Here is a 15,665-nt window from a genome sequence, read left to right as displayed (position 1 = left end):
ACGGAGTTGACTGGTGTCAATGAGTAGCAAAAAGTAGCGGCTGATGCAGTCTTACTGAGGTTAAGTAGCTACTTAACCTATAAGTTAGAACTGATACTTAACACTCGCCGTAAAGTTAATCGGCTCACCCGGCATAGTCCACAACTTATGATACGAGCTTTCAAAATACTGCTCATTAAATAAGTTGTTCACATCGATCATTAGACTAAATCGGCTCGTTAGATCGACTGCTGCTGACAAGTTCACTAATGTGTATGCAGGCAAAATGTAGTCTGGATCAGTGGTCTCACCCAAACGATCGCCAACATAGTTTACCGTAGCACCAAAGTAAGCTTCTTTACCCATGATGTCTGTGTAATGTCTTAATGCAACGTGACCGACATGTTCTGCAACGTTAATTAAGCGAGAACCTTTAGGAATAGGCACGCCCCAATCGTTATCAATTAAGTCTTTGGCAGTTCTTGCATCCGTATAAGCATAGGCGAGTTCAATGCTGGTATCGGCGGTGAGAGCCGTGGTTAATTGAAACTCAACGCCCTGACTTTCTACTTCACCTAGTGTTGCTGATAAACCAGTATCTGGCTCAGCTGTTAGCATGTTGGTTTTACTCGCATCATACAGCGCTAAGCTACCTGAAAACCTGTCCGCCACATCTTGCCACTTAAGGCCCACTTCAAACGATTTGGTTTGCTCTGGATCAAATGGATTTCTGTCTGAATCTAAACCTGGATTGGGTCTGAAACCTTCTGCATAGCTTGTATATAGGTTGATATTGTTATCTAACTCATAGACAAAGCCAAAACGAGAAGACACTTCCGTTTGATCTTGTTCTTGTGATTCGTTATCAATCTTATTCAAAATATGTTGGTTAAATTTATCAACCCTAAAGCCAAGTAACAGTTTGGCTCTGTCAGTTAACTCAATCAAATCTTGTGCATAAAAGCCCAAGCCTTTTTGCTCTTCAGAGGTCAATGTAGTTGGTGAGGTTTCAGGTTGATCCATTGTGTAATCAGGATTATTCGGATCGATGGCATAAGTCGTATCACCCGATCCCCAAGCCGTTCTCCACACTCGGTAATCAGTATCAAGTTGGAAGTTATAGTAATCTAACCCGATTAATAGATTATTCTTAACGCCGCCTAACGTAACGTCGCCACTAACTTCAAAGCGAGCTGAAAAATCCTGCGCTTGATAATCTCGCTCTCGTCGCTGTCTTGATAACAGGTCTGGATTGGTATAAATCAGCTGTCGACCGTCAGATAGCTCTGTATCAGACGATTGGCCTTTAAAAGATGAATCTCTGTACGCTAAGCCCGTTAATAAATGCCACTGGTTATTGAATTGATGGTTTAACAATAACTGATGACCTAAGGCTTTCACTTCATGAGCGCCGTCACGCGTGTCGCCATAAAAAGCCGATGTATCAACAGAATCAAAGTCGTTATCTAGCACATACACGCCGCGATCTAATGGTTTGCTTTGATCTAAGATTTCCATTTCGTAGCTTAGGCTTGTCGCATCAGAAATATTCCACAATAAAGATGGGCTTAAGTTTAAGCTTTCAACATCAACATGGTCACGGAATGTCTCTGAATCTTCATAGAAACCATTAATACGGTAAGCAACATCATCGCTTATCCCTTTCGTATGGTCGAACTCAACTTGCTTGGTATTGTAATTACCTAAAGTACCTTGAATATAACCCTGCTCAACAAACTGAGGCTTTTTGGTAATAATATTGACAGTACCACCTGGCTCACCTTGACCATATAACGCTGACCCTGGCCCTTTCATCACTTCAATAGTTTCGATGTTAGCCGTGTTTCGATTACCGTTGTAGCCACGTGAATTAAAGCCATTCACTAAATAACCCGTTGGGTTATTCTCGTCACCAGAGAAACCACGGATAGCAAAACTATCAAACATACCACCAGAATTGTTTTGTCTTACCACACTAGGGGAGTAATCTAAGGCATCCATAAAACGAGTAATGCCCTCGTTTTGTAAGGTTTCTGCATTAATTCTATCTACGGCTTGCGGCGTTTCAATCAATGGCACATTACCTCGGTAAGGCTGCCATAATCTGTTCACCTCAATACGCTCAATGTCATCTTGGTTTTCTGACGTTGGGGTTATATTATCTTGTGCAATTGCACCATTAGAAATGATAAGTATTGAGTATAGAAAATGCTTTTTCACGTGCTTTTCTCGATGAGGGCTGATTAAAAAAACGTAATGTTACAACATATCATTACCTTCGTCAAAGCCAAGTCTCACAACAAATCGTCAAAATAAGATCAACCGCAATATTGGGTAATAAACCTTTTAAAAAGGCTTGAAGTTTTTTATGTTCAAAAAGAATGCATAACGATAAAAGTAGCGGTTCAATAGATAATATTTGAAAGGTGCGGACGATAGTGAGCAATAAGTCGTCTTGGATTTAGCGGTTTAACCCATAATAGTTGAATAGAATCAATACAAATACTAAGCACTAAGTACCTAAGTACCTAAGTACAAAGCCTCAAAAATTCTTTATAAATATGGGTATCGTTTGGCTCCCAAGAAAGTTCGTCACTACCTATAACCACTTGTTTAGTAAAATAATAAGTATCAAATTTCTTTTTGGTTCCTAAAATAAAGATAACTTCTGAACCAGTCATACCTGCATTTGAAAAAATTAACGCCCCTTGCCAATTTTCAAAGTTAAACTTTTCAATTTTATCAGTAGTATAAAATAATTCATCCTCGAGCATAAATACAAAATTATCTACGACAAGGTTATGCATAGCATTCTGTTTAATATGATTTTTATTAACTAACAAAGGGTCTTCATTGTTAAGGGGAGCCACAGAAAAGTTCCAAGAAAACTTGCTGCTTTCAGCCGAAACTTTTAATTTGGTTCCATCAATGTTTTTAGATACCTCAAAGTGATGAAAGACGTCCTTAAAGTTATCTTTAGAGCACATTTCCTCATTTGCAGCTGAAAGTGAAATTGAAAACAGCAAACTAAAAAAATAAAAAAGACTAAGTATATACTTAGTCTTTTTCCAGCTTCGAAATTTTGTAACCAAGGTAAACCCCTTGAACATTGGCAAAAAACAAAACTACATAAAAGAATATTTCTCTATTAGATTCATTCGCAGAATAATAAACCCACGCACATCCAGCGAAATTAATTATATATATGATTGAAGCTATAAAAATATTCATAACTAATAATGTGCCGAATCTAAAAGTCGACTTCTGTTGGATAATTCCTTATTGGCCTTACTTAATTCACTCGCATTAAAATAGACAGAGCCCCATATAACCAAACTTACCCACCCTCCTTTAGATACCTTACGCGTCTTCCACAATGTAACCGCAAAATCTTTGCTACTGAGCGCTGAAGCTGATACCCCTAGAGTGCTTGCATATGTATTAATTGTGTCATGAAACTTTTGATCTTTTAATAGTTCGGTATTTGATAATGACCAAACTCCCCATTGTGGGTTTACAGTTACATCTGTGATTTTCTCAATGAGTCTCCCTTTTAAAGGAAGATTTTGTAGACGATGAATCATTAACATAGACTGGTATTTTGCTTCTTTTGTTAAGTGACGGTATAAAATTACACCAGCCATAGCCTCTGACTCTTCTTCATATTTGACGCTTAAAAGATGCTGAGGAATGGTCAAGACTTTAGATAGGTAATGACTTTTACCTTTTGGTGTCTTAGGGAGATCGTAGGGTAACTCATGTATATTCATTGATAATTCCATTTATGTAGTCTATTTAAAAATCCATTTATACTTCCTCATTTTATACCAACTAAAAATTATCAACTACATCACTATTAGCTATATACGATGAAAAATTGAAAAAACTATCAAGTGATAAGAGATTCAAGTAGAGCAAGATTCAAACAACACAAATTGAAAGTTAATTGAGCCCGTAGTTATACGGCAGGCTAATGACTTACTTTATCAGAATGCTTTGCTTACTCTCGCAGCCAAATATTAGGAACTCTAAGCGCAAAAAATTAAAAGTCGTGATGCTGTTTTGATAGTAGTGAGCTGCTCATTACTACGTGATTGCTCAGTAATACGCCCCTTTTAAAGATAAAAAAATATGTTTGCTTAAGCTACTTGCTACAGCCTATTGCAAAATAAAATTTCGTTATTTCCAAGTAGAGTAATTATCACAGCTGTAATTCATATCTAAATTACTTTGGTTTCTTTGAGCACTCGAGGACGTTATCGGGCTATAAGAGTGATTATCCATCATTGTTTGCCTAATTTTATCCCGCTCAAATTCTTTGATTTTTTCAGCTTCTTTTTTTCGAACTTGTTCAAGCTCGAAGTGCATTAGTGCATTCTCACGCTGCAATTTTTCACGCTGCAGACTGTTATTAATAATAAACTGTATAATCCAATTAACAGATACACGCCTGCCTTTAAATCGGTTGGTTAAACTTGTCGTTCTATGTTTCTCAATATAGTAACCACCCTCACACCTAATCACTAAGCAGCTCTTGTAAGGCAATTCTGGATTAATAAGTCTTAGATCTGGCGCACTTAGCACAGTGTTATAGCCATGACTAATAACATGCTCTTTAATTGCAGTGTTTAAACTTGTTAAGTCATTCATAATATTATGCCTAAAACAAAAGCTATTTGGTTTTAAAACGGCTTATCAGGTTTTGGTTCACTTTCACCAACACTCAAAAAATCAGAAGAATGCTCATTGTCTATCAGGACAATTTCACTAAACCACTCATTTGTATTCCAGTTATCAGTGTTTTGGCTTGTGCGGATTCTGACTTTGCGACCTTTAAGCATCAACGCTTTCTCATAAACAGACATAGCCGAAACTTGATAACTCCTGATACTCATTTTACGAACGTCGCCTGAAGTATTTTCGATATATATCATTGAATCGGTTTTGCTCACATTCGCTAAAGTACCAAAGTCGTTCCATACAAAATTATTCATTACTCGCCCTTAAATAGAAACTTTACTAATACCGAAACACGAAAGTTTTATATTGTATATTCCCAAACTTACTGGAGCATGAATAAATATCGAGAAAGCCGTTAATTCGACAAATCTGTTAACTTAATTAGTAACAAACCTCAAAAGCAACCCGCAATACAAACACCCTACTAACAAACGTACTCACTTATTCAATATGGAATTAGCAACAGACACCGTGAATAGCAATAAGTGGAATTATTCTAACGAGTAAATTAAAGCCCTCCCCTCACCTACAAGCCTATGGTCGCTCAAATCAGTCAACCTAAAGCGAAAACCTCGCAGCAGTTACAAGATAAGTTGTGGAATCAACTCATCCTCGCGTCGATGCAAAACAACAGCGAAGACTTATAGAAACAAAAAGAAACCGCATGTGCGCAAGTGAAATAGCAATGGTAACTAACACATTATTTTTAAATGCTTTTATGTGATTTAGTATTGCATTAAACAGAAAAAGTAGCGTAATGTATAATCAATAAAAGCAAACGCAGGCCAAGCTCTTAATCCAATAAGAGAACGCCTTTCAGGGAAGAAGAAGCCAATCATTCGCTTGTAGGTTACAGTTCATTTGAACCACACAAGAACAAAATGAAAAGTTTACTCTGCCCCACTTATTAAACCCAACTTATTAAACCCAACTTATTATGACCCGTATTTATCGTTTTTGTTTAGTGATTTTTGCTGTGTATATTGTGGCGCTGATATTAATCAGGCCGGATAAATATATTGATAATGCAATTAATACAATGAATAGTAATTCTCGATTCGCTGTCAATACTGGTGGGGGGGATTTTAAGGATATCCCCGTAACAGGTGTTTTAGGACCCTTTTATCAATGTTTAAAGGCTTATAAACGGGTAAATAGTCACAGACGTGAAAATGGAAAGTACAGAAATTTATTATTGTCTGTTGGTGATGATATTCTGTTATCAATACAGCTATATGGAACAGAAGCTCACTCATTCCAAGCAGATCTTATAAAGGGTAAAAATAAACAACGTACAAATTACTATAACATTAATTGTGATATATCGCTTTTACAGGGCGATATTAATAAATGACTGAGAATTAGTGGGGTTAGAGTATGTCCCCACTTACTGCAAAACGAAATCAGCGTAGCCATTACAAGATAAGTTGTGTAATCAATTTATCCTCACATCAATGCAAGGCAACAGCGAAAACATACAAAACAACAGGAAGCCAATCACGCTTGTTTCACTTAAAGGATTATGTGATTACATGATGTTAAGAACCTTCTGTACCTTATTTCTCTTTTTCAGCCCAATAGCACATTCAGAAACTGAGCTTGAAATTGAAGAAGGCGTTAGCGAAAAAGCGGTAAATGCAATAGTCAGCAATTTCGAACAAGGCTTTCCACAATATTATTTAGGCATGTATGTTCGTACTTTGAAAAAGACAACCGTATGTTGGATTGGACGTGATAAAGATGGAGTATTTTTAGTTCGTACTGGTTGTCATGATTATGGCTACAGTAGTTACGAAGTTAGATATCGTTGCCCACATATTGATGAAGCATGCTTTTGGGAGCTTGACAGCAAAATGGCCATAGTACATATAGGACGACCATCTATTCGAAAGCCTTAGTCACCCCTTCCCCTTTTAAAGATAAATCAATTAAGTTTACTCTGACCCCACTTATTTAGGTTTGGTAACACCATATTTTTATATTCAGTTTCAGAGGAAAAAGCGATGGATCCGCTATCACAGTTGTTTGCAGCCTATTTAGAAAGTGTCAGTAATAACGTCTCTAAAGTGTATAGTGATAGCCTGAATACCACTATCAGTACAAAAGTGCTGCAATACCATGACACTGAGATTCGATTCCAGCATCAAATGTGGCGGATAAAACAAGACAGTGTTTGCGTCAACCTAATCCAAGACTCCACCCAATATTCAAAATGCACCCAACAAGCTAAAAGCATGTTCAATGACATTTGTATTCAGTTATCAAGCAAACAAAATCTTAGTGCAAAAGGCAGAAGTATTTCGAATATGTACTGCAACGCCACTCTCACCTACAAACCTATGGTAGCTCAAATCAGTCAACCTAAAGCGAAAACTCCGCAGCAGTTACAAGATAAGTTGTGTAATCAACTCATCCTAGCGTCGATGCAAGACAACAGCGAAGACATACAGAAACAAAAAGAAGCCGCATGTGCGAGTGTAAATTAGCAACACTGCAACTAACATATTATTTTTAAATACTTTTTATGTCATTTTATGCGCTAAAGCATTGCACTTAACAAAACAAATAGCGTAATGTATCACCAATAAAAACAAACGCAGGCCAAGCTCTTAACCCAATAAGAGAACGCCTTTCAGGGAAGAAGAAGCCAATCATTCGCTTGTAAAAGTCAGTTCATTTGAACCGCACAAGCACAAATTGAAAGCTTACTTTGACCTACCTATTTAATCGCTGGAAATTTTAATTATGCTCCACACCTCATTTGGTAGTCGATGGTTTAAATTCGACTTTCATACGCATACACCAGCTTCATCTGATTATAAGAAACCTGAAGAAGATGAAACCGATTGGCTTAAAGCATTGATGGCTGAGAAGGTAGATTGCGTTGCTATTACAGATCATGTTTCTGGTGACTGGATTGATCGACTAAAAACCACCTACGCATCACTGGATCAGACTGCGGAATGGTATCGTCCACTGCATCTCTTTCCAGGCTGTGAAATTACAGTAAGTACGGGGCAATCTCGGGTGCATATTCTGGCTATTTTCGATCCTTCTTGCCACTCTGCAAAAATCACAGCTGTTCTTGGGCAATGCGGTATTACAGAAAGGCATGGTGATGCAGAAGAGACCTGTGCAACAGAGTCCGTTGATAAGGTTATCTCTATTGTAAATAATGCGAACGGAGCTGCTATACCTGCACATATCGATGGCGCTAAAGGGCTGTTAAATGGAATAGTAAATATTAATCCTGAAATTAAATCGTGGCTTGATAAAATTGAAGCCGCTGAATTTGTAAATTTAGACTTTCTTGATGCAGTAAACCCTGAACTATCAACAGCAGCGGAGCACTTAGCTAAGGTTCAAGGCTCTGATGCCCATGAATGCAGTCGCTTAGGTAAACGGTTCTCATGGATTAAGATGAGTCAACCATCAATTGATGGGCTTAAACTTGCTCTTCATGACCATGGCTTTTGCGTTGATAATAGTGTTGAAGATCCTAATTCAACACCAGATATGTTTTTAAAAAGTTTAAACATTTCACAGATGCAACATTGTGGGCGAATTCCAGGCCGACCTGAAGTATTCAACTTGCACCCTTTGTTTAACGCCGTAATTGGCGGACGAGGCTCGGGAAAATCTACATTTATTGAGTCCGTTCGATTGGCGCTAGGACGTGAAGATGAAATTTCAGATCTTAAGCAAATTAATGATGATGTTTGTTCTTTTAAGCTTGGAGTAACTAAAGCTGATACCGAGATATGTGTTGAGCTACAAAGAAGAGATGAATCGTATCAGTCGATTTGGAAACATAATTCCGCACCCTATATAACTAAACGACAAGAAGATGATTGGGCGCTCGACAATGGGAAACCCGATGAGCGATTTCACGTTAGCTTATATAGCCAAAAACAAATTAATGCATTAGCTGGTAATACTAATAGCCTATTAGAGATTATTGACCGCTCTAGTGAAGTTAACTATTCAGCTTGGAAGCATCAATTTGATATGGAGTTTAGCAAGTTTTTTGGGCTATGCAGGGAAGTTCGCCAGCAACAAGAACGTTTGGATAATAAGGGTACGCTCGAGTCTCAGAAAGATGATTTAAACAGCGATATCGAAAGCTTTGAGCAAGGTGGTCATAAGGATATATTCAATGCCTACCAAACCTTCTCTCTTGAAAAACAAAAAGTTGAAAAGTCAGCCGGTACATCAGGGTTAATTGAATCAATAGATAGCATGCTATCTGAGGAGTTTGCAGAGCTGACTTTGGTTGAAGAAGGTGTTGATAAACCTGATTATGTTACTGAATTAGAAACAATTCAGGCTGCTTTTAAAGGGGACTTGGTTTCAGTTCAGGCTGAACTGGGAAAACTAAAAGAGTCAATTACTAAAGCTGAACAGGATCGAGAAAAAGCAATTAGTGAATCAAACTGGTATATAAAAGGTGCAGAAACTACACAACAATATGAGCAAGTTGTACAGGAATACGCGGAGAGAGGCGAAGAGCTGAACCCTGAACAGTACGAAACTTGGCTTACCCAAAGAAATGAAATTAACACTCAATTAGAAGAGTTGGAAACAGTAAAAACCAATTTAACAAGAAAAAAAGAGCAGTGTGATAAGTCACTTAAAAAGTTATATGTATTAAGACGTAGACTACAGAGAAAACGCCAAAGCTTTATTCAGAAAGTGATTGGTGGAAATCGTTACGTGAAAATGAAACTTTTACCATTTGCAAACAAAGCCAAAATTGAAGAAAAATTCAGAGGGCATATTGGTGTCGAAAGCAGCTTTTCTCCTTCTATTTATCAAGATGATCAAGCTAACAGTCTTCTATTTCAGTTACTTTCAAATGAGTTAACTCTGAAAGATATCGCAAGCGAGGTCCACAAGTTAAAAGATACAACTCTAACCTTAGCCTCTGGAGATGACGTTGCACCTTATCGAATTGATAATCGCTTGAAGACTTCACTTGCACAAAAGCTTTCACAACAACCTGAAGCTTTTGATCGATTGATGGCTTGGTGGCCTGATGATCAACTTGTGGTGGAATATGCTAAGGATATAGAACGAAGTAAATTTGAGAATATTGAAAAAGGTTCAGCAGGCCAAAAAGCGGCAGCCATTTTAGCCTTTTTGCTTAGTCATGGTGATAATCCAATTATTGTCGATCAGCCTGAAGATGATTTAGATAATGCACTCATTTACCAGCTGATAGTTTCTCAAATCCATGAAAATAAAAAACGTAGACAAATAATCATGGTGACACATAACCCGAATATTGTAGTTAATGGTGATGCTGAGTTTGTAAATGTCCTCCATTTTCATGCGGGACAAGTGCAAGTGTTGGAAGCTGGAGGCTTATGTGAGCAAGGTATACGTGAACATGTTTGTAATATCATGGAAGGCGGTGCCATTGCATTTGATAAGCGTTATCATAGATTAAGAAATACTTGATAAATAACACAGAAGCCAAGACGGTTAGAACTAAGTAAACTGTCAGACCCCAACAAAAAAGCGAACCAAACGGTTCGCTTTTTAATTTTTGAAACTTCCATTAACCTCAACTACACCATAATGGCGTTACTGCCGATAGCTAGGCAAGGCAGTTGATGCTTTTGGCCACGGAGTTGACTGCTGTCAATGAGTAGCCAAAAGTGTCAACTAACGCAGCATAGCTGAGGTTAAGTGGTTAGCAGTAATAAAGATTGTGACTAGAGCGGCTAAATTTTAAAGCTAATTTTTACACTGACCTTTAATAAAGTCTGTGACTAAACTTCTTCATTTAAAATAAATTCGCTCTTTTATTTAATAAAGTTTGTGACCAATAAATCGATATTACGCTTATGCCCTTTTCTGTTGAGAAGCTAAGTACCTTAATACTTTATTTGATTGATGAGCAAAAGCAACGTATTTACTATCAATTGGGTTTCCTGTTTCAGGATGCTCAGCAGTTATTAGTGGGTCTCCGTTTTTCTGAACCATAGCTTCAAACAGTTCAACTTCATCTAGCTCAGCCGCAAGCATCAAAGGTGTAAACCCATTAATCCTAGTTTTATGACCGGCATTAGCGTCAGAACCTGCATTTATGAGTAATTGGGCTATATTTCTCATGCCATCTAATGTCATAAACTCTTTAACCCTATCTACCATCAAGTTTTGACCCATACCTGTAATTTTTTGAAAGTTCGGATCTTGTAATTGTTTCTCATAATTTCTTTTAACTTCATCCAGAGTAGTCCCCATTAGGCCGTTAGAATGTCTCCTTATTGTATCTAATAATTCATTATTCAAAGGATGGGTCTTCATTAGATTTTTAAAAAAATCAGGCCTTTTTATCATTGATATTTTACATAGCGCAGCGAAAAGTGCTGATTGATTATCCGTATTTCCTCTGAAGTTAACGTTTGCCCCTATTTCTATGACCCTTGCTACGACTTCTGGCCTACCTGTATCAACAGCACAGACTAAAGGTAATAATTTTTTCTTCGAAGTTTTCGTATTAACAACATCGTTGTGGTGCTTCACTGAGGTAACAAGCTTGAACAGGCTATCATTCATACTTGAACCATGGTCCAGTACATCCATTTGCAAGATAGAAAATAGCAATGCAGATTCATTTGAGTCAGACAGAGCGTTAATGTTGACACCTTTATCAATTAATTGAGAAACAGTATCTACCTGATTCATCATCGAGAAATATACTATTTGAGGCATCTGTTTTTCCCAAGATTCTCCAATTTCTATTCTTTTATTTGGACTACGGGAGTTAGGTTTAAGGTTTTGTTCAAAAGTACCTAGTAATGGTCCTATCCGTTTCGCTTCAGTTGAGGAACTTACATTGAACTGTAAAGTCGATGGAAAGTGTTTTTGAAATGTTGCTGCATATAATTTTAATTCCCAATCCTCAACTACACTATCAAAGCGATTAGCTTCTAATTGGCTTTTATCTTCCTTATGCAAAGGTATATCAATACCAAATAGGATTGCAGAGTTTTTCAACCTCTTAATGAAAGCTTTATCTGGTGTAGGTTTAAGGCTAGAAGCAATACTAAGGGCTTCTTTTATAATTTCAGGCATCGATGGACCTGCAAAAAATAAAGCTTGTTCAAACGTTGTTTTAAAATGGCTATTTGCTTCTTTAAGCTCACCATTCAGAGCATACCATCGAGCACGATACCAGTTCAGCCAATATCCCATATTAAATTTGGAATGCTTAAAAGTTGAGACTTCAAGCTCGTCAATCAACGTTTTTGAGCACTGTTTTCGAGCTGCATTAGAGAGTTCTTTATTTTCACCCTTTTTATAAAAAATGTAATCTATCTCTAGCCCTTGTTTCCCTAGCGGTTTGAGCCAAACTTGATTGTTACTCTTCAAATGCCATATATATTGTTCAACTTGATTTAAGCTCAATACAGCAACATTGACTAATTTTTCTGGGTAAATATCGACATAATTTCGCTGTAAAATATCGATAAAACGGGCTGCTAAAATAACAACTTTGATCTTTTCCCATTCATGCCCCTCAACTTCAGAATTAGGAAGATAATCTGGAATATTTGTTATATTAGATAGCTTTGGCAGTTCATCATTACTTTCCCAAAGCTTGAAGCGATGACGTTTTTCTTTTGGAATAAATTTAAGAAAGCTATCCCACCACTCAACATTTGAAGATAACCAATCAAACGCCTGGGTGATCCCATTAGGATGAAGGTTACCTCTCATTAAATAATTTGGCCCTTCAATTACTTTTCCCATAAAAAGATTGAATTCGACAGCAACAGTATCGAGGATCCACCGGGTTAGAATTCCTTCAGTCTCGACTCTGGTTATACCGTCCATAGGAGTTGAGTTAACCAATTCAATATAGTCCCGCATCATTGATTCAAATTTAGCTTCTAATTTTTTAGAGAAGTCCTTATTGATGAACTTAGAAAGAGGAACTGAAATAGATTCTTTGAATAAACTTGAAGCTAAGGTGTAGGGTTGGTCATATTTGAAAGCAAAAGTATCTAGCTGCTTATTCGATGCTTTAATTCCTATTGCACTAGCGATAATGCGTACTATTTCAACAGGTGTCATAAATGGTTGGCGCTTTTCTTTAAGCATAATCAACTTCCATTGTCATAATTCTTTTAAGGTTTCGTTTAAAGTTAAGGTGTGATCGCCTATCACTCGGCGTACAAGGAACTGCAATGCGACCACCTTTAGGCGCATATATTAAGCCGTGCGTCTTTCCTTGTTTGAACACCCAACCAGATTTAATTAAGTGTTTTACCAGCTTACTAATTTCTTTATCTTTACTGTATGCGGACATAATCAAAATAAAGGACTAGGAAGTCAACAACTTCCTAGTCCTGACTCCTTAACCGTTTTTGTTATTATTAGCGGCAGCACGAGCTGCTCTTGCAGCAAAGCCTTTTGAAGACACTTGACCGCCACTTGTTTTTGCTTCGCTACTTTGAATACGAGCAGCAGCTTTTGTGGTCATATGTGTTTGATTTGATTTTGACTTAGACATAATTTTCTCCGAGATTTAATTAACCCAACACTGGGTGATGTGTAATCTATAAAGAAAATTAATAACCGTCAGTTATGTGACTGGCTGAGAAATTTTTATTTTTGTAAAAACCTATTTATTGATGCTTTTCCTTAAGTTATGACCTTGCAAATAGGTAAAAACAAAGCTGGATATTTTCGACGCGAAGCGTCGGTATACCTCATTTCTTTGAAATGAGAAGACCCCCACAAGTTTAACTTCTATTACCTAGAAGAATAAATCTCAGTAATTTTTAGTTTTATTGTCCTCAATTATATAAAGAGCACCTGTTTTGTAATTTTTACAGTAAAAAAGTTCAATTAGTGACTTTTCAAACAAAAAAACTGAATTTCATGAAATGGCAGAATTATATGCTAGGTCTTAACTACTCATATACTCGCAAAGTTATTCTTGACGACCACTTGACGGGCATCTAATTTTGCTAGGTAAGTTTAGGCTTGTAGAATCGTTTTTAGGTATTCTATGTATCCTTTTCTTCGATATTAGATGTCTAGAATATTTAGCTTGGGAATTTTAAGCGACAAAGTGGCAAGCAAGAAAATGCTTAATTTATAAATTGATAGTTTAAAAATCTATACTGCATTGAAATTTATGCCAAATGTACTTTTATTTAAATCAGCTTTGTAATATTTAACGTTGCTGTTATTAATAACTTTTTGGACTAGATTGATGTCTTGCATTTCAACTTTACAACCAAAATAGACAGCTTTGAGTGGTGCTGGCCAAGGGTATAACTGATCTCCAACTTCAAGAATATGCCGCCATTCCTCTTCATATCCCCAATGCTTGGATTTAGCATAAAGGATTCGCCTTTTACTAGACATTTTTTTATCGAAATCTAGAAGCGCTTTAGGAGTTAAGGTTGGGTGATTATCAGTGTAATGAATAGGTCGAGTTTCCATATCATCCGCTAATTTACTACCTGCTATACGAACAAACTCCATACACATTCCGTAATGCTCATCGGCATAATGCGACCACATCAATAAATTTTTATTACTTGTCGCTAACGATAAAACCCCAAGCTCTTCAATCTCTTTTTTAAATAGCTCCAACTTACTTTTTAAAGATACTTTTTTAGTCACTATCGCATCAGACATATCACTGCCAAATACTTCCGTTAATTTATTAGTATCAAGCTCATTTTCATATGTATAAACCCTACCATCCACGTAAAAACGAGTATCAAACGGGTCATTAAAACGGACAGGTTTTGAATACCAAAGCTTACCCAGAGCAAGAGCATTCAGCTGATTTTTACCTATTGGATAGTATTTGAATAACGATTTTATCTCGGGGTGTTTCAAGCTTAAATCCCTTTACAAACTTAAAATATTTTTTGATATCTTAGAAGTGAAACATACACAGGAAAAAGTGGCGCGGGCTCAGGGAGTTACCCCGTGGCGTCTACATCCCGAGCTATCGTTACTATTTCAGAACCAGTACTAGACTTGAAGCCTTTGCCCGCGCAAACACCACCCCGCACCAAAATACTGTCTCCATATTAATATCCTTAAAGAGCTTATCAATTACTAAAGAACCAAAACAAACTAAAGTTGCGAGATCCGCCATCAATGGCAAGTAACTTAGCCCTGAAATAAATAACAATACCAATTGGAATTCAGGTAATCATCTGTAAAATATCAGCTTTTAAAAGTAATTACTACCGCGCATTGGGTAGGCTTTTCATGTTTCTTTCCAAGAACCCTTTTGTTGTGATCATATAGTCAAACGCTTTTAACAAAGCTATGAAGCCAACAATAAATGTAGAAAAGATTAGTGATCCGTTAAATATTTGGCTAAATAAATCACTTTTTGTAGATAGTGTAGAGAAAAAGCCACCGAGAACAGATAAGCTGAAAAACAATAAGCTTATAAAGCATAAATATAATCCATGAACAAATGGGTGTCGTTTAATATTAATAGTTACAACTTCATTTTTCTTAGAGTAGCCAATACATGGGTGATATTTTGAATACAGCTTAATCGCAAATGAAGGATCATCTACTTTTTGCAATGCCTTGATTATATCGAACTTTATATGACAATTATGTAAGGAAGCATACGCTTCCGTGATTAGGTGACGGTATTCATAGAAGTCTTGAACTTTTCCTTTATCTTCTCCAATATCATTTTTTTCTGCTTCTGGATGGGCAGTTTTAGCGATAAATGGAGTGTCATCTGCTGATGTTTTGTAAGAAGAGCTAAGATTTGCAATCAATTCTATATTTTCAAACTTAGAAGAAGTAGATTCATTTCGACCTCTAATTATTTTATTAAGTGAAGCAACCAAAAAGGAGCCTACTACTACAATAATTGCTGCTACAACCTTATCTGACGTAATAGCCCACTCCAAAAAACTCACAAATGTTGCTTCTTCCAT

At 36.9% G+C, this 15,665-nt stretch carries 13 protein-coding genes; 4 read left to right on the top strand and 9 right to left on the bottom strand.

The annotated features are described in order from the left end of the window. Nucleotides 1-84: 84 nt before the first annotated feature. From AB4128_RS14050 to AB4128_RS14030, 5 genes are all read right to left on the bottom strand, one after another. On the bottom strand, nt 85-2,199 hold the full coding sequence (locus AB4128_RS14050; RefSeq protein WP_372038054.1) for a TonB-dependent siderophore receptor: 2,115 nt from the start codon (nt 2,197-2,199) through the stop codon (nt 85-87). Between the two features lie 308 nt (nt 2,200-2,507). Beyond that, nucleotides 2,508-3,071 carry a hypothetical protein gene (locus tag AB4128_RS14045; protein ID WP_372038053.1) on the bottom strand — a complete coding sequence of 188 codons (564 nt, stop codon included), beginning with the start codon at nt 3,069-3,071 and terminating at the stop codon, nt 2,508-2,510. Between the two features lie 141 nt (nt 3,072-3,212). Next, nucleotides 3,213-3,749 (bottom strand): hypothetical protein, encoded by a 537-nt coding sequence (locus AB4128_RS14040; protein WP_372038052.1) that lies wholly within the window; start codon nt 3,747-3,749, stop codon nt 3,213-3,215. Nucleotides 3,750-4,158: 409 nt separating this feature from the next. Next, the gene (locus tag AB4128_RS14035) at nt 4,159-4,629 is read right to left on the bottom strand and encodes a hypothetical protein (RefSeq protein WP_372038051.1); all 471 of its coding nucleotides are present in this window, start codon (nt 4,627-4,629) and stop codon (nt 4,159-4,161) included. Nucleotides 4,630-4,661: 32 nt separating this feature from the next. Next, on the bottom strand, nt 4,662-4,973 hold the full coding sequence (locus tag AB4128_RS14030; protein ID WP_065109859.1) for a hypothetical protein: 312 nt from the start codon (nt 4,971-4,973) through the stop codon (nt 4,662-4,664). Between the two features lie 683 nt (nt 4,974-5,656). Between AB4128_RS14030 and AB4128_RS14025 the strand changes: the two genes are divergently transcribed. The 4 genes from AB4128_RS14025 to AB4128_RS14010 all read left to right on the top strand — a co-directional run bounded on the left by AB4128_RS14025 (nt 5,657) and on the right by AB4128_RS14010 (nt 10,179). Then, nucleotides 5,657-6,073: a hypothetical protein gene (locus tag AB4128_RS14025; protein WP_372038049.1), complete on the top strand. Its 417-nt coding sequence runs from the start codon at nt 5,657-5,659 to the stop codon at nt 6,071-6,073. Between the two features lie 178 nt (nt 6,074-6,251). After that, entirely contained in the window at nt 6,252-6,617 is a 366-nt protein-coding gene (locus tag AB4128_RS14020) for a hypothetical protein (RefSeq protein ID WP_372038048.1), read from the top strand. 105 nt (nt 6,618-6,722) lie between these two features. Then, entirely contained in the window at nt 6,723-7,205 is a 483-nt protein-coding gene (locus AB4128_RS14015; protein WP_372038046.1) for a hypothetical protein, read from the top strand. 259 nt (nt 7,206-7,464) lie between these two features. Further along, on the top strand, nt 7,465-10,179 hold the full coding sequence (locus tag AB4128_RS14010) for a TrlF family AAA-like ATPase (protein WP_119967636.1): 2,715 nt from the start codon (nt 7,465-7,467) through the stop codon (nt 10,177-10,179). Nucleotides 10,180-10,566: 387 nt separating this feature from the next. On the opposite strand, the gene AB4128_RS14005 is transcribed toward AB4128_RS14010, so the two are convergent. The 4 genes from AB4128_RS14005 to AB4128_RS13990 form a co-directional block, all read right to left on the bottom strand. Next, entirely contained in the window at nt 10,567-12,831 is a 2,265-nt protein-coding gene (locus tag AB4128_RS14005; protein WP_372038045.1) for a hypothetical protein, read from the bottom strand. A gap of 256 nt (nt 12,832-13,087) precedes the next feature. Further along, nucleotides 13,088-13,243: a hypothetical protein gene (locus AB4128_RS14000; protein ID WP_372038044.1), complete on the bottom strand. Its 156-nt coding sequence runs from the start codon at nt 13,241-13,243 to the stop codon at nt 13,088-13,090. A 611-nt stretch (nt 13,244-13,854) separates the two neighbouring features. Continuing rightward, the gene (locus AB4128_RS13995) at nt 13,855-14,589 is read right to left on the bottom strand and encodes a DUF2971 domain-containing protein (protein ID WP_372038043.1); all 735 of its coding nucleotides are present in this window, start codon (nt 14,587-14,589) and stop codon (nt 13,855-13,857) included. Between the two features lie 356 nt (nt 14,590-14,945). Beyond that, the gene (locus tag AB4128_RS13990) at nt 14,946-15,665 is read right to left on the bottom strand and encodes a hypothetical protein (protein WP_372038042.1); all 720 of its coding nucleotides are present in this window, start codon (nt 15,663-15,665) and stop codon (nt 14,946-14,948) included.

The sequence above is a fragment of the Shewanella sp. 10N.286.52.A9 genome (genome assembly GCF_041468985.1).
In the GTDB taxonomy this organism is placed as follows: domain Bacteria; phylum Pseudomonadota; class Gammaproteobacteria; order Enterobacterales; family Shewanellaceae; genus Shewanella; species Shewanella japonica.
Note: the sequence above shows the minus strand (reverse complement) of the source record. Positions and strands in the feature narration are given on the sequence as shown.

Bases quoted from the DNA above. Each gene is read 5' to 3' on its own strand.
- AB4128_RS14040 (WP_372038052.1), bottom strand. From the start codon at position 3,749: ATGAATATACATGAGTTACCCTACGATCTCCCTAAGACACCAAAAGGT.
- AB4128_RS14035 (WP_372038051.1), bottom strand. From the start codon at position 4,629: ATGAATGACTTAACAAGTTTAAACACTGCAATTAAAGAGCATGTTATT.
- AB4128_RS14030 (WP_065109859.1), bottom strand. From the start codon at position 4,973: ATGAATAATTTTGTATGGAACGACTTTGGTACTTTAGCGAATGTGAGC.
- AB4128_RS14025 (WP_372038049.1), top strand. From the start codon at position 5,657: ATGACCCGTATTTATCGTTTTTGTTTAGTGATTTTTGCTGTGTATATT.
- AB4128_RS14020 (WP_372038048.1), top strand. From the start codon at position 6,252: ATGATGTTAAGAACCTTCTGTACCTTATTTCTCTTTTTCAGCCCAATA.
- AB4128_RS14015 (WP_372038046.1), top strand. From the start codon at position 6,723: ATGGATCCGCTATCACAGTTGTTTGCAGCCTATTTAGAAAGTGTCAGT.
- AB4128_RS14010 (WP_119967636.1), top strand. From the start codon at position 7,465: ATGCTCCACACCTCATTTGGTAGTCGATGGTTTAAATTCGACTTTCAT.
- AB4128_RS14005 (WP_372038045.1), bottom strand. From the start codon at position 12,831: ATGCTTAAAGAAAAGCGCCAACCATTTATGACACCTGTTGAAATAGTA.
- AB4128_RS14000 (WP_372038044.1), bottom strand. From the start codon at position 13,243: ATGTCTAAGTCAAAATCAAATCAAACACATATGACCACAAAAGCTGCT.
- AB4128_RS13990 (WP_372038042.1), bottom strand. From the start codon at position 15,665: ATGGAAGAAGCAACATTTGTGAGTTTTTTGGAGTGGGCTATTACGTCA.